A 25,357-nucleotide genomic window follows, 5' to 3' on the forward strand; every position below is an offset into this window, starting at 1 on the left:
GCCTACTCCTGGTCTTCGGTGGCGGGATCCACCACGGCGAGAACGGCACCCACGTCGACCTGTTGGCCGACTTCGACATTCACGGCACTGAGCACACCGGCGGCGGGCGCGGCAATGGTGTGCTCCATTTTCATGGCCTCCAGCCACAGGATCGGCTGGCCGGCGGTCACCGCACTGCCGACCTCGGCGCCCAGCCGGATCACGCTGCCCGGCATGGGCGCCAGCAGCGACCCGGTGGCCACCTGGTCGGCGGGGTCGGTGAACCGCGGCAGGCGGCGCGCCGACACCGGACCGAGCGCGGAATCCACGCAGACCAGATCGTCGTAGCGGGCGACGGCGAACTGCCGCCGGACCGGGCTGTGCGCGCCGGGTACCGCCAGTACGACCTGATCGGGCGTGGCGGAGATCAATTCCAGACCCTCGTGCCCGGCGACCTCCACCCCGCCCCGGGTGAACCGGTAGTCGATATCGTGCGTACCGGTGGCGCGGCTCTCGTAGGACTTACGTTGCGCCTGCGACGGCAGATTGCGCCAGCCGCTCGGCGCACCCGCGACCACACCGGCCCGTGCCCGGTTGGCGGCCGCTTCGGCGAACGCGGCCGCGACGATCGACAGTTCCTCGTCGTCCGCACCGGCCAGGGGTGTGGCCAAGGCGTCCAGGCCGTGCGTGGCGAAGAACGCGGTATCGGTATCACCGGCCAGGAAGGCGGGATGGCGCAGGACCCGGACGAGCAGGTCGCGGTTGGTGACCAGTCCGTGGATCCGGGCCCGGTGCAGGGCGCCGGCCAGCAGCCGGGCCGCCTCCGCCCGGGTGCGGCCGTAGGAGATGACCTTGGCGAGCATGGGGTCGTAGTGCACCCCGACCACCGAACCGTCGACCACGCCGGAATCCAGCCGGACCCCGGGGCGGCCGAGGAGGTCGAATTCCGCCGCGACCTGCGGGATCTCGATGCGGTGCACGGTTCCGCTCTGCGGCTGCCAGTCCTGCGCGGGATCCTCGGCGTAGAGCCGGACCTCGATCGAATGACCGTGCGGGGCAGGAGGTTCCGGGGCCAGCGAAGCACCCTGGGCCACCTCCAGCTGCAATTGGACCAGGTCGAGCCCGGTGGTGCATTCGGTGACCGGGTGCTCCACCTGGAGGCGGGTGTTCATCTCCAGGAAGAAGAACTCACCGGACTCGTCGGCCAGGAATTCGACCGTACCTGCACCGGTGTAGCCGATGGCGGCGGCGGCTTGGCGGGCCGCCTCGAACAGCCGGTCCCGCATACCCGGTCCCGAATCCGGTACCCGACCGGCATCGATACGTTCCACCAGCGGAGACGGCGCCTCTTCGACGACCTTCTGGTGCCGGCGCTGGATCGAGCACTCGCGTTCGCCGACAGCCCAGATGGTGCCGTGCGTATCCGCCAGCACCTGGACCTCGATATGACGGCCGGTCTCCAGATAGCGCTCACAGAAGACAGTGGGGTCGCCGAACGCCGATTCGGCCTCCCGGCGAGCGCCTTCCAATTGCCCGGGGAGTTCGGCCAGGTCACGCACCACTCGCATACCGCGGCCGCCGCCCCCGGCGGAAGCCTTGATGAGCACCGGGAGCTGGGCCGCGGTGACCTCCGCCGGATCGAGTTCGGCCAGCACCGGCACCCCGGCGGCATCCATCATCTTCTTGGACGCGACCTTGGACCCCATCTCCTCGATGGCGGCGGCGGGCGGCCCGATCCAGACCAGTCCGGCCGCTTCCACCGCGCGCGCGAATTCCGCGTTCTCGGAGAGGAACCCGTAGCCGGGGTGGACGGCGTCGGCGCCGGTGGCCTGGGCGGCCGCGATGATGAGATCGGCGCGCAGGTAGGTCTGCGCGGGCGTGTTCCCGGGCAGCCGGACCGCGGCGTCGGCCTCGGCGATATGCGGAGATCCGGCGTCGGCGTCGGAATAGACCGCCACCGTGCCCACGCCCATCCGGCGGCAGGAGGCGAAGATCCGGCGGGCGATCTCACCGCGATTGGCGACCAGGACGCTGGTGATCAGCTGCTGCGAATTCGACACGACCGGCCTCACATTCGGAAGACGCCGAAGGATTCGGCGCCCTGGACAGGGGCAGTGTGGATGGCCGAGAGGGCCATACCCAGCACTGTGCGGGTATCGCGCGGGTCGATGACCCCGTCGTCGTAGAGCCGCCCGGACATGAACATGGCCAGCGATTCGGCCTCGATCTGCGCCTCCACCATGGCACGCATCCCGGCGTCGGCCTCCTCGTCGAACGCCTGCCCGCGGGCCTCGGCGGCGGCCCGGCCGACGATGGAGATCACCCCGGCCAGTTGCGCCCCGCCCATGACCGCGGATTTGGCACTGGGCCAGGCGAAGACGAACCGGGGGTCGTAGGCGCGGCCGCACATACCGTAGTGACCGGCGCCGTAGGAGGCACCCATGAGCACGGAGATGTGCGGGACCTTGGAATTGGAGACCGCGTTGATCATCTGGGCACCGTGTTTGATGATGCCCTTCTGCTCGTATTCCTTCCCGACCATGTAGCCGGTGGTGTTGTGCAGGAACAGCAGCGGGGTGTTGGTCTTGTTGGCCAGCTGAATGAACTGGGTGGCCTTCTGCGATTCCTCGGAGAACAGCACTCCGCGGGCATTGGCGAGGATACCGAGCGGATACCCGTGCAGTTCGGCCCAGCCGGTGACCAGGCTGGAGCCGTAGCGCGGCTTGAACTCGTCGAAATCGGAGCCGTCGACGATCCGGGCGATCACCTCGCGCGGATCGAACGGGATCTTCAGGTCGGGCGGGACGATCCCCAATAGTTCGTCCGGGTCGTACCGCGGTTCGAGCACCGAGGTGCGCGCCGCCGGTCCCTGTTTCTTCCAGTTCAGCCGTTTGACAATGCGCCGGCCGATGCGGATGGCGTCCTGTTCGTCGAGCGCGTAGTAGTCGGCCAGGCCCGAGACCCGGGCGTGCATATCGGCGCCGCCCAGGGATTCGTCGTCGGATTCCTCACCGGTGGCCATCTTCACCAGCGGCGGGCCGCCCAGGAACACTTTGGAGCGTTCCTTGATCATGACCACGTGATCGGACATGCCCGGGATGTAGGCGCCGCCCGCGGTGGAGTTGCCGAAGACCAGGGCGATGGTGGGGATACCGGCCGCCGACGCCTGGGTGAGGTCACGGAACATCCGCCCCCCGGGGACGAAGACCTCTTTCTGCGTGGGCAGATCGGCGCCGCCGGATTCCACCAGCGAGATCACCGGGAGTCTGTTCTCCCGGATGATGTCGTTGACCCGCAATGTCTTGCGCAGCGTCCAGGGGTTGGAGGTGCCGCCGCGCACGGTGGGATCGGGGGCGACGATCATGCATTCCACGCCCTCCACCACGCCGATACCGGCGACGGTGCTGGCACCCACCTGGAATTCACTGCCCCAGGCCGCGAGTGGGCACAGTTCGAGAAACGGCGAGTCCTCGTCGATGAGCAGTTCGATACGTTCGCGGGCGGTCAGTTTCCCGCGTTTGCGGTGGCGGGCGAGTTTCTCGGGGCCGCCGCCGGCGATGACCTTCTCGAATTCCGCCTCGACCTCGGCGAGTTTGGCGGTCATGGCCGCGGCCGCCGCGGTGTAGTCGGCACTCGTGGTGTCGAGGGTGCTGCGCAGTGTCGTCATGCCTGGTATCCCAATCTTTTCGCGGCCAGGCCGGTGAGGATTTCGGTGGTTCCGCCGCCGATACCCAGGATGCGCATATCGCGGTACTGGCGTTCCACCTCGGATTCGCGCATATAGCCGAGCCCGCCGAACAGTTGCACGGCCTGATTCGCCACCCATTCACCGGATTCGACCGCGGTGTTCTTGGCGAAGCAGACCTCGGCGATCAGATCGGTCTCCCCGGCCGCGGCGCGGGCGGCCACGTCCCGGGTGTAGACGCGGGCGATATCGACCCGGCGGGCCATCTCGGTGACGGTGTTCTGCACGGCCTGCCTGCTGATCAGCGGGCGGCCGAAGGTCTCCCGGTTACGCACCCAGTCCAGGGTGAGGTCCAGGCAGCGTTGCGCGCTCGAATACGCCTGCACGGCGAGCCCGACCCGCTCGCTGACGAATGCCGCGGCGATCTGCAGGAAACCGGAATTCTCCGGCCCTACCAGGTTCGACACCGGCACCCGGACATCCTGGTAGAACAGCTCCGCGGTATCGGAAGCGCGCCAGCCCATCTTGTCCAGTTTGCGGCCCACCGTGAAACCGGGGGTGTTCTTTTCGACCACCAGCAGCGAAACCCCCGACGCGCCCGGACCGCCGGTACGGACGGCGGTCACCACGAAATCGGCGCGGCAGCCGGAGGTGATGTAGGTCTTGGCGCCGTTGACGATGTAGTGGTCGCCGTCGCGGCGGGCCGAGGTGGTCAGATGTCCCACATCGGAGCCGCCACCGGGTTCGGTGATCGCCAGCGAACCGATCTTGTCACCGGACAGTGTCGGCCGCACCCAGCGGTCGAGCTGGGCGGGATCGCCCGCGGCGATGAGGTGCGGTAACGCGATACCGCAGGTGAACAGGGAGGCGAATACGCCACCGGAGACTCCGGCGTAATGCAGTTCCTCGCAGACGACGGCGCCGTCGATACCGCTTCCGCCCGACCCGCCCGCGGATTCCGGGAACTGGATGCCGAGCAGGCCGAGCTCCCCGGCCTTCTTGTGCAGTTCTCGCGGAATCTCCCCGTCGCGTTCCCAGTCGTCCTGATAGGGCAGGATCTCGCGTTCGGCGAAAGCGCGCACGGTGGCGCGTAGTTCGCGGCGCTCGGCGGTGTTCCACACAGTACTCACGGCAGCAGCTCCAACGGTATGTCGAGATGACGGGACCGCAGCCATTCGCCGAGTCCCTTGGCCTGCGGATCGAATCGGGCCTGGTAGGCCACACCTTCGCCGAGCAGACCGGAGATGAGGAAGTTGAGCGCCCGCAGGTTCGGCAACACATGCCGGGTGATCTCCAGCGGAGCGGTTTCGGGCAATAGTTCGCGTAGCCGCTCGACGGTGAGGGTGTGCGCCAGCCAGCGCCACTGGTCCTCGGTGCGCACCCAGACGCCGATATTCGCGTCACCGCCCTTGTCGCCGCTGCGGGCAAGCGCGATCTCGCCCAGCGGTACCCGTTTCGTGGGGGTGTTCGGAAGCGGGGCGGGGAGTTCGGGTTCGGGGACCTCGGTCAGTTCGCGGGTCGCCGACGCGGCCCCCACCAGGACCTGGCATCCGGCCGGCCGGTGGGCGGTATGCGGGACCTCGGCGGCGTCGACGAATCCGGGGCGGTAGACGCCGTAGGGCGATCCGTTGCCGGGCGGGGCGGTGAAACTACAGCCCGGATAGCTGGCCAGCGCGAGTTCGACGGCGACGCCGGAGAACGCGCGACCCACCTTGTTCGGATCGGGGTCGCGGACCACACAGCGCAGCAGGGCGCTGGCCTGCTCCTCGGTCTCGGCGTCGGGACGGTCCAGCCGGGCCAGGGTCCAATCCAGTTCGGCCGGGCGTTCCGGCAGCCAGGACTCCAGCTGCCGCCGTGCCAGCTCCGCTTTCGCTTCGATATCGAGACCGGTGAGGATGAACTCCATCTCATTGCGGAAGCCACCGAGGGTGTTCAGCGAAACCTTCAGCGTCGGCGGCGGCGGTTCCCCCACGACGCCGCGGATCGACACCCGGTCCGGACCGTCGGCGGCGAGTTGGACCGTATCGAGCCGGGTGGTGACATCGGGACCGGCGTAGCGCGCGCCCTGGATCTCGTACATGAGCTGGGCCGCGACGGTGTCCACGGTGACCGCGCCGCCGGTGCCCGCGTGTTTGGTGATGATGCTGCTACCGTCCGCGCGGATCTCCGCGAGCGGGAACCCCGGGCGGCCGAGATCGGGGAGTTCGCGGAAGAACGCGAAGTTGCCGCCGGTGGCCTGGGTGCCGCATTCGATCACATGACCGGCCACCACCGCACCGGCCAGCCGATCGTAATCGGTGCGCTGCCAACCGAAATGGGCGGCGGCCGGACCCACCACCACCGACGCGTCGGTGACCCGGCCGGTGACCACCACATCCGATCCCGCGGCCAGGCATTCGGCGATACCCCAGGCCCCGAGGTAGGCGTTGGCGGTGAGCGGTGCGCCGAGGCCGAGTTCGGCGGTGCGGCCGGTGAGATCGTCGCCGTCCACATATCCGACCCGGACCTCGAGGCCGAGCCGGTCCGCCAGCTCCCCCACCCGCGCCGCCAGCGCGGCCGGATTCAGGCCCCCGGCATTGGTCACGATCTGCACATTGCGTTCCAGCGCGAGGCCGAGGCATTCCTCGAGCTGACGCAGGAACGTCTTGGCATAGCCGAGCCCGGCGTCCTTCATCCGGTCGCGGCCCAGGATCAACATGGTGAGTTCGGCGAGATAGTCACCGGTCAGCACATCGAGTTGCCCGCCCTCGAGCATTTCGCGCATCGCGCCGAACCGGTCGCCGTAGAACCCCGAACAGTTGCCGATCCGGATCAGGTCGGGATCGGCCGCCAGATCGCTCATCAGCGGTTTCGCCTCCTACCGCGGCACCGGGCGGGGTCGCTGCTATGCGCCCGTGGCTGTCCGCGTACCGACCCAGCATCACAGGCGGCCGGTAAAAAATCAAGCACGCGTGCTTGTTAATCTCGGGACGCCGGGGCCCAGCTCGAGGCAGGGCCGAGACCAGGCACAATAGGGCTCTGTGTCCACCGATGTCGCCGTAGTTCTGCTGTTCACTCTCGCCGGATTCCTCATCGGCGGCGCCTACACCACCTGGAAGACCGCCCGGCCACTATCGATCAGCCTGGGGGTCTGCGCCGTACTCGCGGCACTGGGCGCCATGCTCTGGCTGCTCTGACGCCGATACCCGGCACCGAACGCGGAACCGCACCACCCCTGACCACCCGCTACAGGAACCGGCGCCCGGGCATGTTTCCGAAGCCCCGCCGGGGTCAACACTCAGGGCACGGCGCGTTGCGCGACAGGCGGGACGCCGTGGTGGACCAGAGCCCGGGGATGCGACCGGGTCCTACCGGGCACCTCCCCCTGGCACCGCCGGAACACGCGCCGGCCCTGCCCCTCTGCGCCGGGCACGGCCGGCGCGCTTTCCTCGGATCAGCGACCAGGCTCCGCCCGCGCAGCCGAAGCTCGCGCCAATTCCCCCATCCGGGCGAACTCAGGGGTGAAGCCCCACCTCGTACGCCCATCCAACGAGACTCTCGACCGCTGGCAGCCGGATGTCTGTGGCAAGCAAGCTCTCATAGATCCGCTCGCGGCCCCGGAGTCGATATCGCCGAGTGTCTTTTACGCTTCGGCGATAAACCACATAGAGGTGGCGAACCGCACGCCCCGCTGGCGAGCCTGAGATCGGGCATCGCCGTCGTCGATCACGGCCACGATCTGCCGGTGGACAGCACAAGCCAGGACTGCGCACTCGCCGAGATTCTTGCGTGGCCCATCCCCTTTCGTCGACGGCATGTCGACCTTGATATCGAGCTGGGTATTCGCTTCTTCGAAAATGACGCGACGTCACCGGAGTACACTTCCAACCCACGATCCAGCCGCTCGGTGGACTCGTGCGTCGGCCCCGCTTCGGAGCGGCGGCCGACCACTGCAGGCGGCGGGTCTCGCACGAACCCTGCCAGTGGGATTTCGAGGACTGCCGCCAGGTCCACGAGTTCGACTGCGGACACCCTTGCGCTCGCCCATCTCGATCCTTCCGAGCGCAGTGCGCTCGATACCGACGCGGCTCGCGAGATGATCCTGCGTGAGGTTGCGGTCCTTCCGTGCGGCTGCAATCCGCTCGCCAAGCACCTTGCCATCCATATGTGGAATTTCCACATATCGAAACCCGAGCCGCTAGAGCTGACATCGTTCCGGGAGGACCGTGTCCTGGCCTACGACGGTGGAGCCCGGCGGTAGTTCCGGATGGGCAAGCTGGTCAGACGGCGTCCAATAGCGCGGCCTTCAGTGCACGCGCCGCGGACTCCGGGTCCGGGGCCGCGGTGATCGCGCGCACCACGACCACCCGTTCGGCACCCACCACCAGCACTTCGGGCAGGGTCGCGGCGTCGATACCGCCGATGGCGAACCACGGCCGGGTCGGCGCCGCGGCCGCGGTCTCCCGTACCAGCTCGAGCCCGGCGGGTGTACGCCCCGGTTTGGTCGGGGTCGCCCACACCGGACCCGTACAGAAATAGTCGAGGTTCTCGTCGCCCGCGGCCAACCGGGCCTGATCCCGGTCGTGGGTGGACCGCCCGAGCACCACATCCGGGCCGAGGATCTTGCGGGCGTACCACGGCGGCAGATCCTGCTGACCGAGATGCAGCACATCGGCACCCGCCGCCAGCGCGATATCGGCACGATCGTTGACCGCGAGCAGCGCACCGTGCCGGCGGGTCGCGGCCTTCAGCTCGGCGAGCGCCGCGAGTTCGCCCTTGGCCTCGAGTGGACCGAACTGCCGCTCGCCCGGCGAACCCTTGTCCCGCAGCTGGATGATGTCCACACCACCGGCGAGGGCCGCTTCCGCGAACTCGGCGAGGTCCCCCTTCTCCCGGCGGGCGTCGGTGCACAGATAAAGCCGCGCGGTCGTGAGGCGGTCTCGCGGGGGCAGCGGTCGGCGAGCGGAGGACGGTTGCACAACTGCCACCGTAACCGCGCTAACGTGGAGAAGTTGCAGGAGGTGGAACGTAGTGCGAACATCCGCGCGCGCGGCGCGGGCGGCGAGTCGGCCCCGACCGGCGCGATGTGGCCCGGCGCCGATCCATCGATCCGGCCGTACCGACGCCGACGCCGTCCACCGTGGTCCCCGGAGGAGGTGGCGCGGGTGAGCGGGCAGGCCACCGATTCGACGCTCGCCGTCGTCGGAGGTGGGGTGATCGGGTTGGCGGTGGCCTGGCGGGCCGCCGAGGCCGGCTGGACAGTGACCCTGTTCGATCCGGCGGTGGGCAGCGGCGCTTCCTGGGTGGCCGGGGGGATGCTCGCCCCGCTATCGGAAGGCTGGCCCGGCGAGGACGCCGTACTGGAGTTCGGTGCCGCGGCCCTGGCCCACTGGCCGGATTTCGCGGCGCGACTCGAGGCCGTCACCGGCGTGGATGTCTTCGTCGCCGCCGAGACCCTGACGATCGCCCAGGATGCCGCCGATGCCGCCGACCTGCGCACAGTCGCCGAATGGGTCGGTGAGCGCGGACACGAACTCCGGGTACTGGACCGGGCCGGGGTCCGGGAGCTCGAACCGGCGCTGGCCCGCACGGTGCGGGCCGGGCTGCTGGCGCCCACCGAACCGGCCATCGACAACCGCCGGCTGCTGACCGCACTGCGCAAGGCGGCGGCCGGAGCAGGGGTGACCGTGCGGCCGGACCGGGTCCACGACCTCACCGAACTCGATCAGCGGCAGGTGGTGCTGGCCGCGGGCGCAGCTTCGGCCGAACTGTGGCCCGGTCTGCCGGTCCGCCCGGTGAAGGGCGAGATCCTGCGCCTACGCCACCGCCCCGGCGCCCAACCGCCGCCCAGCCGGGTAGTGCGGGCGCGCGTGCACGGGCGGCCCGTGTACTTCGTGCCCCGCGCCGACGGCCTGGTGCTCGGCGCCACCCAGTACGAGGCCGGTTTCGATACCGCGGTAACGGTCGCCGGCGTCCGCGATCTCATCGTGGACGCCGAGACCGTACTGCCCGGGATCGGCGAATACGAACTGCTCGAAGCCGCCGCCGGCGCGCGGCCCGGCAGCCCCGACAACCTCCCCCTCGTCGGGCGGTTGTCCGACCGCGTGATCGCGGCCACCGGCCACGGCCGCAACGGCATGCTGACCAGCGCGCTCACCGCCGAGGCGGTAGTGGCCGAGCTGAACGGGCAGCCACTGGCCGAGGTCGCGGCGGCCGACCCGAACCGGTTCACGGCATCCACACCCTCAGGAGGTAGTCGATGACACAGTCGTCCATACCGAGCTCACCGGCGCACGGATCGTCCGTGCCGATCGGGGTCACGGTGAACGGCATCGACCACGAGTTCACCGAACAGCTCACGGTCCGCCAACTGCTGGAGCGCCTCGAACTGCCGTGCCAGGGCGTGGCGCTGGCGGTCGACGGCGCCGTGTTCCCGCGCTCCCGCTGGGACGAGCCGGTGGGTCGCGGCTGGGAGATCGATGTGCTCACGGCGGTCCAGGGTGGCTGACGAAGCGCTGCGCATCGCCGACCGCACCTTCGGCTCCCGGCTCATCATGGGCACCGGCGGCGCGGAGAACCTGACCGTACTGGAGGAGGCCCTGCTGGCCTCGGGTACTGAGCTGACCACGGTGGCCATGCGGCGGGTCGACGCCGCCGGCGGTACCGGTGTGCTGGACCTGCTGAAACGGCTCGATATCGCGCCGCTGCCCAATACCGCGGGCTGCCGCACGGCCGCCGAGGCGGTGCTCACCGCCCGATTGGCGGCCGAGGCGCTGGATACGAACTGGGTCAAACTCGAGGTGATCGCCGACGACCGGACCCTGCTGCCCGACCCCATCGAATTGATCGATGCCGCCGAACAGCTGGTGGACGCCGGTTTCACCGTGCTGCCCTACACCAATGACGATCCGGCGCTGGCGCGGCGACTCGAAGACGCGGGGTGCGCGGCGGTGATGCCGCTGGGCGCCCCGATCGGAACCGGCCTGGGGATCGGCAATCCGCACAATATCGAGATGATCGTGAGCCGCGCCCAGGTGCCGGTGATCCTGGACGCCGGTATCGGGACCGCCAGCGATGCCGCGCTCGCCATGGAACTCGGCTGCTCCGCGGTACTGCTGGCCACCGCGGTGACCCGGGCCAAACATCCGGCCCTGATGGCGGCCGCCATGGCCGACGCGGTGCGGGCCGGTCACCGGGCGCGGGAGGCGGGGCGGATCCCCAAGCGATTCTGGGCCCAGGCGTCTTCACCCGGACGGTAGATGCCCCGAGAACCGGCCCCACCGCGAGTGGGCGCCGGCCGGGGCTGTACCTACCCATCGGGGGCCCTATCGACACCGCGCTCCGCCTCCACGACAGCGTGACCCTCGACGTCTTCGAACTCAACACCGCAGCTCGCGCCTTTTACGCCCGCCTGGGTTTCCGCGAAATCGGCCGTCACCCCGAAGCCGATACGGGTTTCACCGCCATCACGCTCGAGCTCACCGCCTGATTTCGCTCACCGCCGTGCCGAGAGGCCCAGGCGGCGCCGGTAGCCGTCGCTCCCTCTCCCCGGCCGGTTCGGAGCGGGTCGACACAGCTCACCAACGGACGTCTATCCAGCTCATGGACCTACCCGTACGGACTTTTACCCACAGGACAGGGCGGTGGTCATCCTCCAGGATGAGAGCGGATGGCGACCATCGGGCGACGCGAGCGCCCCGTGTTTAGGGCATGCTGGTCGCATGATCGAAGTCCGGGGCTTGACCAAGCACTACGGGCAGACCGTCGCGGTCCAGGACCTGACCTTCACCGTGCAACCCGGTCAGGTCACCGGGTTCCTGGGACCGAACGGCGCCGGTAAATCCACCACTATGCGCATGATCCTCGGCCTGGATCGCCCCACCGCGGGTAGCGCGCTCATCGACGGCAGACCGTACGGGCAGCTGAAGCATCCATTACGTGAAGTCGGCGCGCTGCTGGACGCGAAATGGGTGCATCCCAACCGGTCGGCCCGAGCCCATCTGGAATGGATGGCAGCCTCCAACGGGTTGCCGAAATCCCGGGTGGAGGAGGTACTGCGGCTGGTGGGCCTGTCCGAGGTGGCCGGGAAATCGGCCGGCGGGTTCTCCCTGGGTATGTCGCAGCGACTCGGCCTGGCGGGCGCCCTGCTGGGTGATCCGAAGGTCCTGCTCTTCGACGAGCCGGTCAACGGCCTGGACCCGGAGGGCATCCTCTGGATCCGGCGGTTCATGCAGCGTCTGGCCGCGGAGGGCCGCACGGTCCTGGTGTCGAGTCATCTGCTCTCGGAGATGTCGCAGACCGCCGACCATCTGGTGGTCATCGGCCGCGGCCGGCTCATCTCCGATTCCACCACCGCGGAGTTCATCGAACGCGCGTCGGAGTCGTCGGTGCGGGTACGGAGCCCGCAGCTGGACGAGCTGCGCAGCCTGCTCACCTCCAAGGGGATGACAGTGAAACAGAACGAGGGCAACGCCGACGGCGCGGCACTCGTGGTCAACGGGGTCACCAGCGACGCGGTCGGCGCACTGGCCGGTGAGCACGACATCACCCTCTACGAGCTCGCCCCGCAGCGGGGCTCGCTGGAGGAGGCGTTCATGCGGATGACCGGCGGGGATGTCCAGTATCACGGTGAGGTCGGCCCGCAGGGCGATGTCGCGGCGGCCCCACCGGTGGCCGTCCCGGCCCAGCCGGTCGAGACCAAGGTTCTCGGAGGTACCAAGTAATGGGTGTGATCGCCGCGGAACGCATCAAACTCACCTCGACCCGCTCGCCGTGGTGGTGCTCGCTGATCGTGGTGGCCCTCGCGGTCGGTTTCGCCGCACTGTTCGGGCTGATCGGGCGGATCGCCGCCGACGACCCGCAGGCCTCGGGCGCCCCCACACTCACCGTGGACACCGCCTTCCTCGGGATCAGCGGGTTCGGGGTGATGGTGCTGGCCATCATGGCCACACTCACCGTGACCAGCGAATACCGGTTCGGCATCATCCGGACCACCTTCCAGGCCGTGCCCAACCGCAGCCTGGTGATCGGTACCAAAGCGGGTCTGGTCGGCCTCTACGCGGCCGCGTTGACCACGGTGCTGGCCTTCGCCGCGTACGCGGTGGCCAAGGCGGTCGCCGGGGACGCCGGCTCCACCCTGATCCTGGAGGGCAACTGGCGTGCCCTGTACTCGATACCGGTCCTGGCCTTCCTCAACGTGGTGCTGGCCATCGCCATCGGTGTGCTGGTCCGGCAGTCGGCGGCGGCGATCTCGTTGATCGTGCTCTGGCAGCTGATCATCGAACCGCTGGTCGGCGCACTGGGTAAAGTGGGACGTGAGATCAGCGCGTTCCTGCCGTTCCAGAATGCGAGCCGCTTCGCGCTGATGGACGAGTCGATGGCGTCGGGCAACTGGCACTGGGGCGTATGGGGCAGTCTCGTCTACTTCATCGCCTTCGTCGCACTCGTCACCGGTGTCGCCCTGGTGGTTGTCAACCAGCGCGACGCCTGACCGAATCGCCCGAGCCGCTTCCCTCGCCGCTCGGGTATGGGGTAGCGCGGCCTTGTCGGGAGGATCGCGCGCCCCGCACGCCGGCGGCCACTGCCCGGTCGTCGGAGTGCACTTACCACCGGCCCGGTGCGCATTGCACCGGGCCGGTGGTCGTCGTCACACAGTGCGGTTGTCCCGCGTGGTCACCGGCGGTGGCCGGGCGGACTCTTCGCGACTTGCCAAATATCTGTAACCAAGCGTTCACCGGCAGCCCGCCGGTCGTCGCTACGATCGAGGGCAGGCACCGAACGTTTTCCATCGGCGGACCCAACGGCGTGCCGCATTCCTCCGATAGAGAGGCGACAGGTGACTATCCTCAGCGTTCCCCTCACGTCCGATTCCCTGAGCTACTCTCGGGGCGTGAACCAAAAGCCCTCCGGCCGTGCCGTACCGGAGCCGGAGGTCGACAGCGCCGCCGCGCCGGGCGCCGCTCGCGCGACCAGCGACGAGCCGACGGTCGGCCCGGCGCCCGAGAACGGCGCCGCGGTCGGCTCGGTACGCCGTGTCCATCCGCTGTCGACCCTGATGAACGCCGCCAACCAGCGACCGGATGTGATCGAGGTCCTGCGGCGGGCCCGGCACCAATTGCCCGGCGATCCCGCCTTCGGGGACCCACTCTCGGTCACCGGTCCCGGCGGCGCCCGCGCCGTGGCACGAGCCGCGGACCGGCTGGTCGGCGACAACCCCAGCGCCGCCCGCGAGATCGGGTTCGGTGCGCTGCAGGTCTGGCAGGCGATGCTCGAACGCCTCGGCCGCGGTAAGGGCACCGAGGAGATGACGGTGATGTTCACCGATCTGGTGTCCTTCTCCTCGTGGTCGCTCACCGCGGGCGACGAAGCCACCCTGGACCTGCTGCGCAAGGTGGCCAAGGCCATCGAACCCCCCATCGCCGAACGCGGCGGTCAGGTGGTGAAACGGATGGGTGACGGCGTCATGGCGGTGTTCCCCTCCGCCGATCGGGCCGTACAGGCCGCGATCGCCGCGAAACGCAATCTGGCCGAGGTGACCCGCGGCGACTACCGGCCCCGGATGCGGATCGGCCTGCACACCGGTTCACCGCGGGAGATCGGCGGCGACTGGCTGGGAGTGGACGTCACCATCGCCGCGCGGGTGATGGAGGCCGGCGGCAACGGCAAGATGATGGTCTCCCACACCACGCTGACCGCGCTGCAGCCGGAGACTCTGGCCGAGTTGGGGCAGATCGCCCGCCCCTACCGCCGCAGTTTCTTCGCCGCGCCCCTGAGCGGGGTGCCCGAGGATCTGCGCATCTATCGGATCAGCTCGGCCTGACCGCTCGCGTCCCCGCGGCGCCACCGACAGGCGACGGCCGGGAGGGTCGCCCATGATGGTGCACCCGGGTAGGGTCGCCCGGCCAGGTGGGGATGACGTGGGCGATCAGCAGGGCAGCCGAGCGCGTCTCCGGAAGCCGGACCGACCGACTGTGCGGTGCACGGCGAGTGCCCGGTAGGGCACAGTGACATTGTGGACCGGGGTCTGGATGAAGTGTGGCGAAGTGTGCGCGAGATGCTCCGTACGACCGCCAGAGACAGCGGCCCGGCGATCGCCGCGTTCCCGGAGCGAGCCAGCGGTCACCTCACCGAGGCCGCCGACAGGTTCGAGAAGGCCGCTGCCGCACATATACCGGATCCGACTGTCGCATCCGCTGGCGAGTTCATCCCCGTCGGGCGGCCTTCGACCTACGTACCGGGCCGCGATCTGATCGACGAAGTGGACTACACAGCACTGCGGCAGCCGAAGGGAACCGGGGCCTTGGGATCTTCTCCGGTGTTCGAGGAGATCCAGCGGCTACAAGGATTCAACGGCCGTTACACTTTCGCCACCCGGGAAGAGATCGACGCGGTGGTCACCAAGGACAGGCCGAGACTCTTCCGAGGTTTCGAGGAGGACAGCTACCTGGAAGCCTTCCTCGCCGGATCGCTGCGATCCGGCGGCGGCACCACCGGAAACGGACTCTATGTCACGTCGCTGGAAGAAGTCGCGCTGTCGTACACGCACCCCGACCGCATAACTGTAGAGCCCACCCGTCTGATGCGGATGGCTCTCCATCCCGAGGCCAGAGTAGTCAAGTACCGCGAAATCAGATCCGAGATCACCCGCGTCCTGGGGCAGGTCGAGCGTGAAACACGGGCCGCGAGCGAGATCACGAACTCCACGGACGAGGGCCGGGCTCGCCACTTCGCATTGCTGGACAAGGCGCTGACATTCGGTGATATCGGCCAATACGGCGCCCTGCGCGGCTATGACGCGATCGAATCCGATGTCATGTCGAACGGCGAGTGGAACATACTCAACCCGACCGCCCTCCTGATCCAGCGCTGAACGCCGCCGAGCTGCCGCCCGAGGCTTCGAGCGGCGCGGAAAACGCGGTGTGCCCGTCCACTACGCGGATACGAACAGGGGCCGGTCGATCTCCGGGATCCAGCAGTCGCGCGCGATATCGCGGTTGTAGTTGGCGCGGAAATAGGCGACCAGATCCGCGATACCGGGATGCGGGTCGGTCCGGTCCCCACAACAGCGCGTGTGGATCGGCGGGAGTCGGGTCGACGATTGGGCACCCGGCGGATATGCGGCCCTCACCCTCCCCGTGGGGGCCTCTACCCCGCACACGGTCCGCGCCCTGCGCGAGACCCTGCAGCGGCGCCCCGGCCCCACCGACCTGCGCATCGACCTCATCGGCACGGGCCCCCGGCTCCTGGCCCTGGACCCCCGCTTCCGGATCACCACCTCACCCGCGCTCATGGGTGAGCTGAAAGCGCTGTTCGGACCGGGTTGTCTGCGCTGAACGGACGTCAGGACAGATCGAGATGGCGGTTCACCGCCATGGCGGCCTCGGCCAGTTCGGGTAGTTCGAGTACCCGCACCCCGTGCTCGCGCAACTTCTCCACTCCCACACAGTTCTCGACGAATGTGGACGGTTCGCGCCACGCGATCACCACCACCGGGATACCGGCGGCGAGCACGCGATCGGTACAGGGCAGCCGCGTTCTGGTCGCCCGCTCCGAACAGGGCTCCAGGGTGCTGTAGAGGGTGGCGTGCCGCAGCCGCGGATCGTGCGGATTTAGTTTGCCCAGCGCGGATTCCTCGGCGTGCGCTTTCGGATCGGTTTCCCGCGAATAGCCGGTGGCTATCTCGGTGTCGTCGGCGACGAGCACGGCGCCCACCGAGAAAGCGCCGGGTGCCTGCGGACTCCGCCGCGAGAGATCGATCGCCCGGTTCATCCAATAGTGGTGGTCGGGTTCGGGCACCGAAGCCTCCTAAGGTCGATATCGCAACACTGCCACATCGCCGAGACGCTCGACCTCCACCAGGCGCATCCGATGGGTGGAACCGCCCGGAAACCGCGCGGTATGCAGGAAACGCGGCGCGGCGGGATCGCCGACGAGCGTGGGCCCGATCGCGAGCAGCAGTTCGTCGGCCAATCCGGCGGCCAGGAAAGCGGTGTGGATCCGGCCGCCGCCCTCCACCATCAATCGCCCGACCCCGCGGGCACCGAGATCGTCCAGCAACGGCCGGAATTCGATTTCCGAGCCCAGGGCCACGATCTCGGCCGGGGTGGTCAACCGGTCGCGCAGCCGCCGGGCGCCCGCGTCGGTGGTGTAGACGAGCGGGGGGTGCTCGGCGGTACCGCAGTGCCAGAAGCGTGCCGCCGGATCCAGTTCACCGCGCGCGGTCACCGTCACCTTGCGGGGATACTCCGGCCGGCCCGCGGCGATCCGTTGCGCGCGCCGCGATTCATCGCGTACGAGCAGCCGCGGATTATCGCGCCGCAGTGTCTCGGCACCCACAAGAATCGCGTCCGACCACGCACGGATACCGTCCACCCGGTCGAAATCGGCATCATTGGACAGCAGCAGGCGTTCGGGCTCCGTATCGTCGATATAGCCGTCGATACTCATCGCGACCGATAGCAGCACATACGGCCGCGCGGCTGCATCCACGCCGTTTCCCAACTCAGCGCTCCCATCCCAGCACCGCGCTGCGCGGAATCCCCAGCACCCGGGCCTCCGGGTGCGCGACCCCACCGAGCCCCGCGCCCGGATCGTCCGCCTCGCCGGCCGGATTCGGGGACCCGCTCGGTTCCGGACTCTCCGGCGGATACGGGGGGTTCAGCAGGACCGCACGGTCGCCGGGCCCCTCGGGTTCGGCGTGCAACCAGACGAACTCCGCACCCAGGTCGACCGTGCGCGGCAGGGTCGCGGCCAGCTCCACCGCATCCGCCGCCGGGCACTCACCCGGGTCCATCCAGGCGAACGTGGCCCGCAACCCGGGCCACGCGTGCGCGAACCCGGCGTGCAGCGGACGCCGATCGACCTCGTCCTCCGGTACCCAGGCCAGCTCCACACTCTCCATGTTCGGGCGCACCGGTAGCGGTTTGCCGGCATCGGCGATCACCGTCGTATAGGTCCAGCCGCTCGGGGCGGTGGCGGTGACCCGTTCGGCGCGCACTCGGATATCCGCGGCCTTGATCCCGGCCTCCTCGTCCGCTTCGCGGACCGCCGCGTGCACCGCCGACTCGTCGCTGTCGCGGGCCCCGCCGGGCAGCGCCCAGGTCCCGCCCTCGTGACTCCACAGCGCGCGATGCTGCAGCAGCACCGCCGAACCGCCGCCGCCGAGCGGGGCGCGCAGCAGCAAACCGGCCGCCCCGAACAGCCCCCAGTGCCGCACACCACCGGGGCTTATGGACCACCCGTCACCGTCACCACGCATCTCGCACCGCCCTCGTCGACCGTTGCCTCCATCCTGCCCCACCTGTGGTGGTGGGTGGCGGGTTGTGGAGGTCGGGGCGCGCGCGTAGACAATACCGAATACGCTCATGGCAGCGGTGTGAGCGATCTCGCGCGGCACCGGCGGAGCGATACAGCGCACACGGCGCCCAGAGTTGGAGGGTGGACATGACGCGGTTGGCGGTGGATCGGGTGGTATCCGAACCCGTCCCGGCCCACCCGGAACCGGCGCCCGCCCCCGGGCGGGCGGGGCTCGTCCGTCCCGGGCTCGCACAGGCCTGGAAGTGGTTGGATCCTGCACGTTTACGCCTGTTCGCCCAGTCCTCGCCCGGGCGGCTGGTCGGGGTAGGACTCCTGCTGATCGTGCTGGCCCTGGGGTCGGGGGTGATCACCGCCGGCGCAGTGCACGATCGCCAACGCGACCTCGACGTGCTGCTCGCCCACACCGAACCCGATGCGAACGCGGCACATCGGCTCTACACCGCGCTCTCGGTGGCCGACGCCGCCGCGGCCACGGCGTTCATCTCCGGCGGGCTGGAACCCGAACAGGTGCGTGATCGCTACAGCCAGGCGCTGGGGGAGGCGGGCGCCGATCTGGTGACACTGTCCGGTGACGACCCCCAGGACGTGCTGCAGCGGATGGGTATCGGGTCGGGGCTGCCCGTGTACTCGGGCCTGATGGAGACCGCGCGGGCGAACAACCGGGTGGGCCATCCGGTCGGCGCGGCCTATCTGAGCGAGGCGTCGTCGGAGATGCAGACGGTGCTGCTGCCGACCGCCGAACAGCTGTACGTGCGGCGCGCGGCCGCGGTCGATACCGCCCAGGACCGGCACGTCCGGCCGCCGTGGTCGGCGATCGTGCTGCTCGTCGTCGCCGTGATCGCGCTGGTGTGGGCGCAACGCCTGCTGGCCCGGCAGTGGCACCGAACCTTCAACCCGGGCCTGCTGCTTGCCTCCGGCGCGTTGCTGACGCTGATGTTGTGGACGGTGATCGCCGGATCTGTTTCATCGGTGGCGATGTCCAGCGGCCGGTCCGACGGAACGGTGCCCGCCGCCCGGCTCACCGAGAGCCGGATCCTCGCGCAGCAGGCGCGTTCGGCGGAAACACTCAAACTGGTGCGCCGCGACACCACCGGCGACTACGATCACGCGTTCGATGCCAACATCACCCGGCTCAACGAACTCCTCGCCGGGCACACCGACCGGGCGACGGTCGACGCGCGCGCCGCGCTGCTGCACTGGCTGGCGGCGCACCAGCGGATGAACGAGGCACTCAATCGTGGCGAGTTCGCCCGCGCGGCCACGATCGCCACCGCACCGGGCACCGAGAACGCTACCGTTCATGTGGAAGCCCTGGACAACGCGCTGGGCAGCGGTATCACCGAAACCCGGGACACGCTACGCAGCAATATTTTCCACAGTGCCCGGGTACTCGACTATCTGGCACCAGGTGCGTTGATCCTCGGCTTCGCCGCCGCGGCGTACATCGCCTTCGGCATCTGGCCAAGACTGCGGGAGTATCGATGAGGTTTGCGCGAAACCCGGTCCGACCGACGGCCCCCCGGCCGTCGCGGCGACCGTGGCCGCTGCGGCTCGGGGTGGCGTGCACCGCGCTGCTGGTGGCCGGGTGCGCCACCGGCCCGGGCCCGCACCACGAGGTGGCGCACAGCGACTACTCCGAGCCGCCCCTGCCCGCGCAGGCGACGGTGATGAAGGCCGACGGCCCGCTACCCCTGCCCGACGCCCCCACCAACTGCGGTGATCCCACCGCCGGCCTGCGCCCCACCGGTCCCGGGGCGACCGGCCCGGTACTGGACCGGATCCGGTCCCGCGGCCGGCTGGTCGTCGGATTGGACACCGGCAGCAACCTGTTCAGCTTCCGCGATCCCGAAAGCGGAGTGATCGTCGGCTTCGACGCCGATATCGCCCGTGAGGTGGCCCGGGACCTGTTCGGCGATCCCGACAAGATCGAGTACCGCAGCCTCGGGTCCGAGGAGCGGGAAGCGGCGCTGATCGAGCACCGGGTGGATATGGTGGTCAAGACCATGACCATCACCTGCGCGCGTCTGGCCAGGGTCTCCTTCTCCACCGTGTACCTGAAGGCGCACCAGCGGGTGCTGGCCGTGCAGAATTCCGGGATCCAGAGCCTGAAAGATCTGGCGAACAAGCGGGTGTGCACGATCCGCGGCACCACCTCGCTGGAACATATCAGCCAGATCCAGCCGAAGGCGTCCATTCTCACCGTCCCCACCTGGGCGGATTGTCTGGTGGTATTGCAGCAGCGGCAGGTGGACGCGGTGAGTACCGACGACGCGATCCTGGCCGGATTGGCCGAACAGGACCCGTACACCGAATTGGTCGGTCCGAGTATCAGTGAAGAGCCGTACGGAATCGGCATCCCCAAAGGTGACGACGACCTGGTGCGTTTCGTCAACGGCACCCTCGACCGGATCCGCACGGACGGTACCTGGAACCGCCTCTACAACCAGTGGCTCTCGGCCCTCGGCCCCTCCCCCGGACCCCCGCCGCCGACCTATCGGGACTGATCACCGTGACGACGGACGAGTCGGTCGACCGGTCCGGCTCCGGGACATCCCCGGAGCCGCCACCGACCCGCGCCGTCGACGCCGACCGCCGCCGGCAACTGGACGGGCAGCCCACTGCGGCCACCCGGCTCGGGGCGGGCCGGGTACGTGACGATCACAGTATTTCCGGGCCCGTCGCGGGCTCGGGAACCACCGCAGCGAGTACTACCGCTTCCCCGGAAAACGCCGCTGGAACGGGTACGGCCGGGCACTCGGCACCCGACGCAGGTGAAGCCGAATATTCGAGAACCGTGGCCGATGCGGGCACCGGCGGCCACCCGGAAACCGCCGCCGGCGCGGATCCCGCTGCGCAATCGGATACCGCCGGCGTCGCCGGTGCGGCCGCACCCCCGGAAACCGCACTCGCCGACACCGGTGCGAACCCGGGAACCGCCGCCGTCGCCGGGACCGCCGCATACGCGGAAACCGCCGCCGGCGCGGATACGGCCGGTCTCCCGGGCACCGCCGCCATTGCGGGCACGGCCGCATACGCGGGATCTGTTGCCGACGCCGATCCGGTCGGCGGCCCGGGCAGCGCCGGCATCGCCGGTGCCGACGCGGACCACGAAACCGTTACCGCCGACCCCGCCGCCGCTCCGGAAACCGCCGCCGGTGCGGGGACCTCCACCTCCCCGCAGACCGGTGCGGTCGCCGGTACCGCCGCATACCCGGGCACCGCGGCGGCCGCGGCATCCACCGGCACCGGCACTCGGACGGGTTCGGGGTCCACCGGAAGTTCCGGGCGCGGCAGCGGTTCCCAGCTGCGTACCGGCCGCAGCACCCGCACCGTGCGTTCCCGGCCCACGGTGCGCACCCTGGTCGCCGGCCTGGTCGAGATACCGCCCGTCGAAGCCGCCGACCCGGTCGCCGCGGTCCGCGCCGATCCGGTGGTCGCGGAGGGCAAACGGTTCTGCTGGCGCTGCGGCAAACCGGTGGGCCGGGCGAGCACGAGCGGGCCGGCCACCACACGCGGTATCTGCTCGAATTGCGGCGCCGCCTTCGATTTCCGCCCGACTCTGAGTCCCGGGGATATGGTGGCCGGCCAGTACGAGGTCCAGGGCTGCCTCGCGCACGGCGGGCTGGGCTGGATCTATCTCGCCGTGGACCGCAATGTCAGCGACCGCTGGGTGGTGTTGAAGGGACTGCTGCACGCGGACGATATCGAGGCGCAGGCGGTGGCTGTGGCGGAGCGGGAGTTCCTGGCCGAGGTCGCCCATCCGGGCATCGTGAAGATCCACAATTTCGTCGAACACCTACCGCCCGGTGGTGAGCCGATCGGATTCATCGTGATGGAGTACGTGGGCGGCCGTTCACTGCGCAGCATGCTCGACGACCACAAGCGGCCCGAACGGATCCCGGTGGCGCAGGCCATCGCCTACATCCTGGAGGTGCTGCCCGCGCTGGACTATCTGCACGCGACCGGGCTCACCTACAACGACCTCAAACCCGACAACATCATGGTCACCGAGGACCAGGTCAAACTGCTCGATCTGGGGGCGGTCGCACCGATCGAGGCCTACGGGAACCTGTACGGTACCCGCGGTTTCCAGGCACCCGAGATCGCGCGCACCGGTCCGACGGTGGCTTCCGATATCTACACGGTGGGTCGCACGCTGGCCGTGCTGACCCTGAACATGCCGACCGAACACGGCGCCTACCGCGACGGTCTGCCCGCCCCGGAGGACGAACCGATCCTGGCCCGGTACGAGTCGTTCCACCGACTGCTGCTGTGCGCCACCGATACCGACCCGGACCGGCGATTCCCGTCCGCCGGGGCCATGGCCGACCAGCTGTCCGGAGTGTTGCGGGAGATCCTGGCCTCCGACACCGGCGTGGAGCGGCCACACCGGTCCACGGTTTTCGGTAAACAGCGCAGCGCGTTCGGCGCCGAGCAACTGATCGGCCAGACCGACGCCTACGCCGACGGGGTCGCCCGCGACACCCTGCTCTCGGCCACCGATATCGCCGCCGCGCTGCCGATCCCGCTGCTGCCCCGCACCGAACCGGCCGCCGCCCGGCTGACCGACACACTGCAATCCGATCCGGACCAGGCATTGGCCGCACTGTACGAGATACGCGAGCGATTGGCCGAGGACCCGGCCGCGGCCCCGGAGAACCTGGAACGCGAACTGCGCCTGGCCGAGGCCCGCATCCTGCTGGATCTGGACCGCGCCGCCGAGGCCACCGATCTGCTCGACGCCATACCGAACACGGGCCGCCGGGATTGGCGGATCGACTGGTACACGGGTATTGCCGGTTTGCGCGAGAACGATTACGAGAAGGCGTATTCCGCGTTCGACGCGGTCTTGCGGGTCCTTCCGGGTGAGCTGGCGCCGAAACTGGCCCTGGCCGCCACCGCCGAACTCGTGCTCCAGCACTGGGCACCGGACGAGACCCGCGCCTGGCGCGATTACGCCGAGAATTTCTATGCCACCACCTGGCGCACCGATCACGGGTTGGTGAGCGCGGCTTTCGGTTCGGCCCGTCTGCTCACCGCGGCCGGCCGCCACCGGGAGGCCGTCACCGCGCTGGACGAGGTGCCGGGTTCCTCCCGCTATTTCACCATCGCCCGGATGACCGTGGTCCTGCTGCTGCTCACCAGCGCGCCGGTGGCGGAACTGCCGGAGGCCACCCTGCGTGAGGCGGCGGCCCGCGTGGAGGCTCTGCCGCCGGACGAACGCCGGGCCGTCCAACTGCGGGTGATGGTGCTGGGCTGCGCACTGTCGTGGTTGCAGGCCGGGAATACGCCGCGGCGGCCCCGGCCACCGCTCATGGGGGTCGCGTTCACCGAGCACGCGTTACGCGACGGCACCGAATCCGGGCTGCGCACCCTGGCCCGCTTCGCGCCCGGCCGCCGCCACCGCTACGCACTGGTGGATCTGGCCAATTACATCCGGCCCAACACCTGGTTCTGAACCGTCGTGCCGAGGTTTCCCGGACCACGAGTCCGACCGGGCCGGTGAGGCGTCGACCCGGTCGCCGAGCCGACAGCCGCACCGGTCGGACGATCCGCGCGACCGTGGTGGCGGGCGGGCGCGCGAACCGGCCCGCCCGCGGAATTCAGTCCGCCCAGACGGTTTCGATCGGGGTCGCCTCGGTGGGCGGCGGGGTGGGCACACCGTTGGGCGTGCGGGAGAATCGGGGCGCCGGGGCGTGCTGGGTGACATCATCCAGTTCGATGAGCGAACCGCGCGCGGCGATATGTTCGTTCGCGCCCGCCTCGTCGAAGGTGAGTACCGGGCTCACACAGGCGTCGGTGCCGGTGAAGATCGCGGCCCATTCGTCGCGGGTCCTGCTGCGGAACTTCTCGGTGAACAGCTTCTTCAGCGTGTCCTGCCCGGCCGGATCCATCTGGAACGGCAGGCCCTCGGGATCGATTTCCAGGCCGGCCAGCAGCTGTGCGTAGAACTGGGGCTCGATCGCGCCGACGGCCATGTACTTGCCGTCGGAGGTCTCGTAGGTGTCGTAGAACGCCATACCGGTGTCGAGCAGGTTCGTACCGCGTTCGGAGGACCAGGCACCGGTACCGCGGAAGGCCCAGATCATATTCGACAGCGCCAGCGTCCCGTCGACCATGGCGGCATCGATGACCTGGCCTTTACCGGAATTCTGCCGTTCCACCAGGGCCGCCAGGATACCGAACACCAGGAACATGGAGCCGCCGCCGAAATCGCCGACCATGTTCAGCGGGGGTACCGGCCGCTCCCCTTTGCGGCCGATGGCGTGCAGGACGCCGGTGAGGCTGATGTAGTTGATATCGTGCCCGGCCCGGTTCGACAGCGGGCCCTCCTGGCCCCACCCGGTCATCCGGCCGTAGACCAGCCGCGGGTTGCGTTCGAGCAGTTCGTCGGGTCCCAGTCCCATCCGTTCGGTGACACCGGGCCGGAAGCCTTCGATGAAGACGTCGGCTTTGTCCACCAGCCCGAGGACCTTCTCGATATCGGCCGGGTCCTTGAGGTCGGCCTCCACGACCGTGCGGCCGCGCAGCTGCGGCCGGTCGGCGCCGCCGGGCAGCTGACCGGCGCGCTGGATCCGCACCACATCGGCGCCGAGATCGGCCAGCAGCAACGCGGCATGCGGCCCGGGCCCGATCCCGGCCAGTTCGATCACGCGAATGCCCGCGAGCGGGCCCTGCTTGGTGGCGGTGGATGGTGTACTCACGCCCTACCTCGGTTCGTCGTCGATCCAGTGTCAGCCCCGCGGGGCATATTGACAGTATGACAACAGCGGCTCCGAGTCACGGGGTCGGTGCGGTCCGCCCCCGGGACCGGTGGTTGTCGGTGGGTACGCGCAAACTGTCGGTATGCCGCACAGTGCGGTCGCGCCGCTGGACGCGACGAATTTCGACACCGCGATGGGCCGCTGTGCCATCGCCTGGCGAGCGGACGCCGTGGTCGGCTTCTCCCTCCCCGGCTACGACCCCGGCGCCGGGTTCCGCGTCGCGGGCGACGCCCGCCCGGTCCCCGAACCGAGCACGGGCCCGCGCGCCGAGGCACTCGCCCGCATCCGCGCCCACCTCGACGGCGATCTCGACGACCTACGCTGGATACCGCTCGATCTCACCGGGCCACCGGAGTTCCACCGTGCGGTGTACGCGGTCACCCGCGCCATCGACCCCGGACATACGCTCAGCTACGGGGAGGTCGCGCGCAGCTGCGGCGCGGCCGGGGCGGCGCAGGCCGTCGGCCGGGCGCTCGGCAGCAATCCGATCCCCCTCATCGTGCCCTGCCACCGCGTTCTGGCCGCCGACCATTCGCTGCACGGGTTCTCGGCGCCGGGCGGTATCGATACGAAATCGAAGCTGCTGGCGATCGAACGCACCCCCGGTTTCGGCGAACCGACCCTGTTCTGATCG

General features: G+C 69.4%; 25 protein-coding genes. 15 read left to right on the forward strand and 10 right to left on the reverse strand.

Annotated features, from left to right (window positions below; genetic code table 11):
* Positions 1-2: 2 nt before the first annotated feature.
* From NGR01S_RS18540 to NGR01S_RS18555, 4 genes are read right to left on the reverse strand one after another with little or no spacing between them, the layout of a single operon-like run.
* Complete coding sequence (locus tag NGR01S_RS18540; protein ID WP_245664657.1) at positions 3-2,039, reverse strand: acetyl/propionyl/methylcrotonyl-CoA carboxylase subunit alpha; 2,037 nt, start codon at positions 2,037-2,039, stop codon at positions 3-5.
* An 8-nt stretch (positions 2,040-2,047) separates the two neighbouring features.
* Positions 2,048-3,646: an acyl-CoA carboxylase subunit beta gene (locus NGR01S_RS18545; protein ID WP_063038450.1), complete on the reverse strand. Its 1,599-nt coding sequence runs from the start codon at positions 3,644-3,646 to the stop codon at positions 2,048-2,050.
* Positions 3,643-4,785: an acyl-CoA dehydrogenase family protein gene (locus NGR01S_RS18550; RefSeq protein ID WP_373861437.1), complete on the reverse strand. Its 1,143-nt coding sequence runs from the start codon at positions 4,783-4,785 to the stop codon at positions 3,643-3,645. The genes NGR01S_RS18545 and NGR01S_RS18550 overlap by 4 nt, the downstream gene beginning before the upstream one ends.
* Positions 4,786-4,790: 5 nt before the next feature.
* Positions 4,791-6,506 carry an acyclic terpene utilization AtuA family protein gene (locus NGR01S_RS18555; RefSeq protein WP_063038455.1) on the reverse strand — a complete coding sequence of 572 codons (1,716 nt, stop codon included), beginning with the start codon at positions 6,504-6,506 and terminating at the stop codon, positions 4,791-4,793.
* A gap of 178 nt (positions 6,507-6,684) precedes the next feature.
* Between NGR01S_RS18555 and NGR01S_RS31590 the strand changes: the two genes are divergently transcribed.
* Together NGR01S_RS31590 and NGR01S_RS33315 are read left to right on the forward strand one after the other, a co-directional pair.
* A complete protein-coding gene (locus NGR01S_RS31590) occupies positions 6,685-6,840 on the forward strand; it encodes a CG2302 family histidine operon protein (RefSeq protein ID WP_169811929.1) in 156 nt (51 codons plus the stop codon).
* A gap of 548 nt (positions 6,841-7,388) precedes the next feature.
* Positions 7,389-7,904 (forward strand): hypothetical protein, encoded by a 516-nt coding sequence (locus NGR01S_RS33315; RefSeq protein ID WP_245664659.1) that lies wholly within the window; start codon positions 7,389-7,391, stop codon positions 7,902-7,904.
* A 19-nt stretch (positions 7,905-7,923) separates the two neighbouring features.
* Here NGR01S_RS33315 and thiE read toward each other — a convergent pair whose 3' ends face one another.
* Entirely contained in the window at positions 7,924-8,622 is a 699-nt protein-coding gene (gene thiE / locus NGR01S_RS18560; RefSeq protein WP_063038457.1) for a thiamine phosphate synthase, read from the reverse strand.
* A gap of 24 nt (positions 8,623-8,646) precedes the next feature.
* Here thiE and thiO point away from each other — a divergent pair, with 24 nt between their 5' ends.
* From thiO to NGR01S_RS18595, 8 genes are all read left to right on the forward strand, one after another.
* Positions 8,647-9,906 carry a glycine oxidase ThiO gene (thiO, locus tag NGR01S_RS18565; protein WP_245664660.1) on the forward strand — a complete coding sequence of 420 codons (1,260 nt, stop codon included), beginning with the start codon at positions 8,647-8,649 and terminating at the stop codon, positions 9,904-9,906.
* Positions 9,903-10,151, forward strand: coding sequence for a sulfur carrier protein ThiS (gene thiS, locus NGR01S_RS18570; RefSeq protein ID WP_063038459.1), 249 nt, complete (start codon positions 9,903-9,905; stop codon positions 10,149-10,151). Before thiO ends, thiS begins: the two co-directional genes overlap by 4 nt.
* Positions 10,123-10,902, forward strand: coding sequence for a thiazole synthase (locus NGR01S_RS18575; protein WP_281179767.1), 780 nt, complete (start codon positions 10,123-10,125; stop codon positions 10,900-10,902). Before thiS ends, NGR01S_RS18575 begins: the two co-directional genes overlap by 29 nt.
* Before the next feature lie 98 nt (positions 10,903-11,000).
* Complete coding sequence (locus NGR01S_RS32860; RefSeq protein ID WP_281179768.1) at positions 11,001-11,132, forward strand: N-acetyltransferase; 132 nt, start codon at positions 11,001-11,003, stop codon at positions 11,130-11,132.
* A 232-nt stretch (positions 11,133-11,364) separates the two neighbouring features.
* Entirely contained in the window at positions 11,365-12,366 is a 1,002-nt protein-coding gene (locus tag NGR01S_RS18580; protein WP_063038463.1) for an ABC transporter ATP-binding protein, read from the forward strand.
* The gene (locus NGR01S_RS18585) at positions 12,366-13,133 is read left to right on the forward strand and encodes an ABC transporter permease (protein WP_063038465.1); all 768 of its coding nucleotides are present in this window, start codon (positions 12,366-12,368) and stop codon (positions 13,131-13,133) included. The genes NGR01S_RS18580 and NGR01S_RS18585 overlap by 1 nt, the downstream gene beginning before the upstream one ends.
* 564 nt (positions 13,134-13,697) lie before the next feature.
* A complete protein-coding gene (locus NGR01S_RS18590; RefSeq protein WP_063038577.1) occupies positions 13,698-14,462 on the forward strand; it encodes an adenylate/guanylate cyclase domain-containing protein in 765 nt (254 codons plus the stop codon).
* 495 nt (positions 14,463-14,957) lie between these two features.
* Positions 14,958-15,512 carry a hypothetical protein gene (locus NGR01S_RS18595; protein WP_169811930.1) on the forward strand — a complete coding sequence of 185 codons (555 nt, stop codon included), beginning with the start codon at positions 14,958-14,960 and terminating at the stop codon, positions 15,510-15,512.
* Between the two features lie 60 nt (positions 15,513-15,572).
* On the opposite strand, the gene NGR01S_RS18600 is transcribed toward NGR01S_RS18595, so the two are convergent.
* On the reverse strand, positions 15,573-15,770 hold the full coding sequence (locus NGR01S_RS18600; RefSeq protein WP_063038469.1) for a hypothetical protein: 198 nt from the start codon (positions 15,768-15,770) through the stop codon (positions 15,573-15,575).
* A gap of 7 nt (positions 15,771-15,777) precedes the next feature.
* Here NGR01S_RS18600 and NGR01S_RS18605 point away from each other — a divergent pair, with 7 nt between their 5' ends.
* Positions 15,778-15,975, forward strand: a complete 198-nt coding sequence (locus NGR01S_RS18605) for a hypothetical protein (RefSeq protein ID WP_063038471.1) — start codon at positions 15,778-15,780, stop codon at positions 15,973-15,975.
* 7 nt (positions 15,976-15,982) lie between these two features.
* On the opposite strand, the gene NGR01S_RS32000 is transcribed toward NGR01S_RS18605, so the two are convergent.
* From NGR01S_RS32000 to NGR01S_RS30340, 3 genes are read right to left on the reverse strand one after another with little or no spacing between them, the layout of a single operon-like run.
* Complete coding sequence (locus tag NGR01S_RS32000; RefSeq protein ID WP_063038473.1) at positions 15,983-16,438, reverse strand: deaminase; 456 nt, start codon at positions 16,436-16,438, stop codon at positions 15,983-15,985.
* Between the two features lie 9 nt (positions 16,439-16,447).
* Positions 16,448-17,131 carry a RibD family protein gene (locus NGR01S_RS32005; RefSeq protein ID WP_281179769.1) on the reverse strand — a complete coding sequence of 228 codons (684 nt, stop codon included), beginning with the start codon at positions 17,129-17,131 and terminating at the stop codon, positions 16,448-16,450.
* 13 nt (positions 17,132-17,144) lie between these two features.
* Positions 17,145-17,900, reverse strand: coding sequence for an NUDIX hydrolase (locus NGR01S_RS30340; RefSeq protein ID WP_084481348.1), 756 nt, complete (start codon positions 17,898-17,900; stop codon positions 17,145-17,147).
* A gap of 185 nt (positions 17,901-18,085) precedes the next feature.
* Between NGR01S_RS30340 and NGR01S_RS18625 the strand changes: the two genes are divergently transcribed.
* The 3 genes from NGR01S_RS18625 to NGR01S_RS18635 all read left to right on the forward strand — a co-directional run bounded on the left by NGR01S_RS18625 (position 18,086) and on the right by NGR01S_RS18635 (position 23,417).
* Positions 18,086-19,444 (forward strand): GlnX family signal transduction membrane protein, encoded by a 1,359-nt coding sequence (locus tag NGR01S_RS18625; RefSeq protein WP_063038474.1) that lies wholly within the window; start codon positions 18,086-18,088, stop codon positions 19,442-19,444.
* Positions 19,441-20,463 (forward strand): glutamate ABC transporter substrate-binding protein, encoded by a 1,023-nt coding sequence (locus NGR01S_RS18630; protein WP_063038475.1) that lies wholly within the window; start codon positions 19,441-19,443, stop codon positions 20,461-20,463. The genes NGR01S_RS18625 and NGR01S_RS18630 overlap by 4 nt, the downstream gene beginning before the upstream one ends.
* Positions 20,464-21,044: 581 nt before the next feature.
* Positions 21,045-23,417, forward strand: coding sequence for a serine/threonine-protein kinase (locus NGR01S_RS18635; RefSeq protein ID WP_063038581.1), 2,373 nt, complete (start codon positions 21,045-21,047; stop codon positions 23,415-23,417).
* A 145-nt stretch (positions 23,418-23,562) separates the two neighbouring features.
* Here the strand turns inward: NGR01S_RS18635 and NGR01S_RS18640 are convergent, their stop codons facing one another.
* Complete coding sequence (locus NGR01S_RS18640) at positions 23,563-24,663, reverse strand: CaiB/BaiF CoA transferase family protein (protein ID WP_063038476.1); 1,101 nt, start codon at positions 24,661-24,663, stop codon at positions 23,563-23,565.
* Positions 24,664-24,805: 142 nt separating this feature from the next.
* Between NGR01S_RS18640 and NGR01S_RS18645 the strand changes: the two genes are divergently transcribed.
* The gene (locus NGR01S_RS18645; RefSeq protein ID WP_063038478.1) at positions 24,806-25,354 is read left to right on the forward strand and encodes a methylated-DNA--[protein]-cysteine S-methyltransferase; all 549 of its coding nucleotides are present in this window, start codon (positions 24,806-24,808) and stop codon (positions 25,352-25,354) included.
* Positions 25,355-25,357 lie beyond the last annotated feature (3 nt).

The sequence above is a fragment of the Nocardia grenadensis NBRC 108939 genome (genome assembly GCF_001613445.1).
In the GTDB taxonomy this organism is placed as follows: Bacteria; Actinomycetota; Actinomycetes; order Mycobacteriales; family Mycobacteriaceae; genus Nocardia; species Nocardia grenadensis.

Coding starts and splice junctions, on each gene's coding strand:
- NGR01S_RS18545 (WP_063038450.1), bottom strand. CDS start 3,646: ATGACGACACTGCGCAGCACCCTCGACACCACGAGTGCCGACTACACC.
- NGR01S_RS18555 (WP_063038455.1), bottom strand. CDS start 6,506: ATGAGCGATCTGGCGGCCGATCCCGACCTGATCCGGATCGGCAACTGT.
- thiS (WP_063038459.1), top strand. CDS start 9,903: ATGACACAGTCGTCCATACCGAGCTCACCGGCGCACGGATCGTCCGTG.
- NGR01S_RS18575 (WP_281179767.1), top strand. CDS start 10,123: ATGTGCTCACGGCGGTCCAGGGTGGCTGACGAAGCGCTGCGCATCGCC.
- NGR01S_RS18580 (WP_063038463.1), top strand. CDS start 11,365: ATGATCGAAGTCCGGGGCTTGACCAAGCACTACGGGCAGACCGTCGCG.
- NGR01S_RS18585 (WP_063038465.1), top strand. CDS start 12,366: ATGGGTGTGATCGCCGCGGAACGCATCAAACTCACCTCGACCCGCTCG.
- NGR01S_RS18590 (WP_063038577.1), top strand. CDS start 13,698: ATGAACGCCGCCAACCAGCGACCGGATGTGATCGAGGTCCTGCGGCGG.
- NGR01S_RS30340 (WP_084481348.1), bottom strand. CDS start 17,900: ATGCGTGGTGACGGTGACGGGTGGTCCATAAGCCCCGGTGGTGTGCGG.
- NGR01S_RS18625 (WP_063038474.1), top strand. CDS start 18,086: ATGACGCGGTTGGCGGTGGATCGGGTGGTATCCGAACCCGTCCCGGCC.
- NGR01S_RS18630 (WP_063038475.1), top strand. CDS start 19,441: ATGAGGTTTGCGCGAAACCCGGTCCGACCGACGGCCCCCCGGCCGTCG.
- NGR01S_RS18645 (WP_063038478.1), top strand. CDS start 24,806: ATGCCGCACAGTGCGGTCGCGCCGCTGGACGCGACGAATTTCGACACC.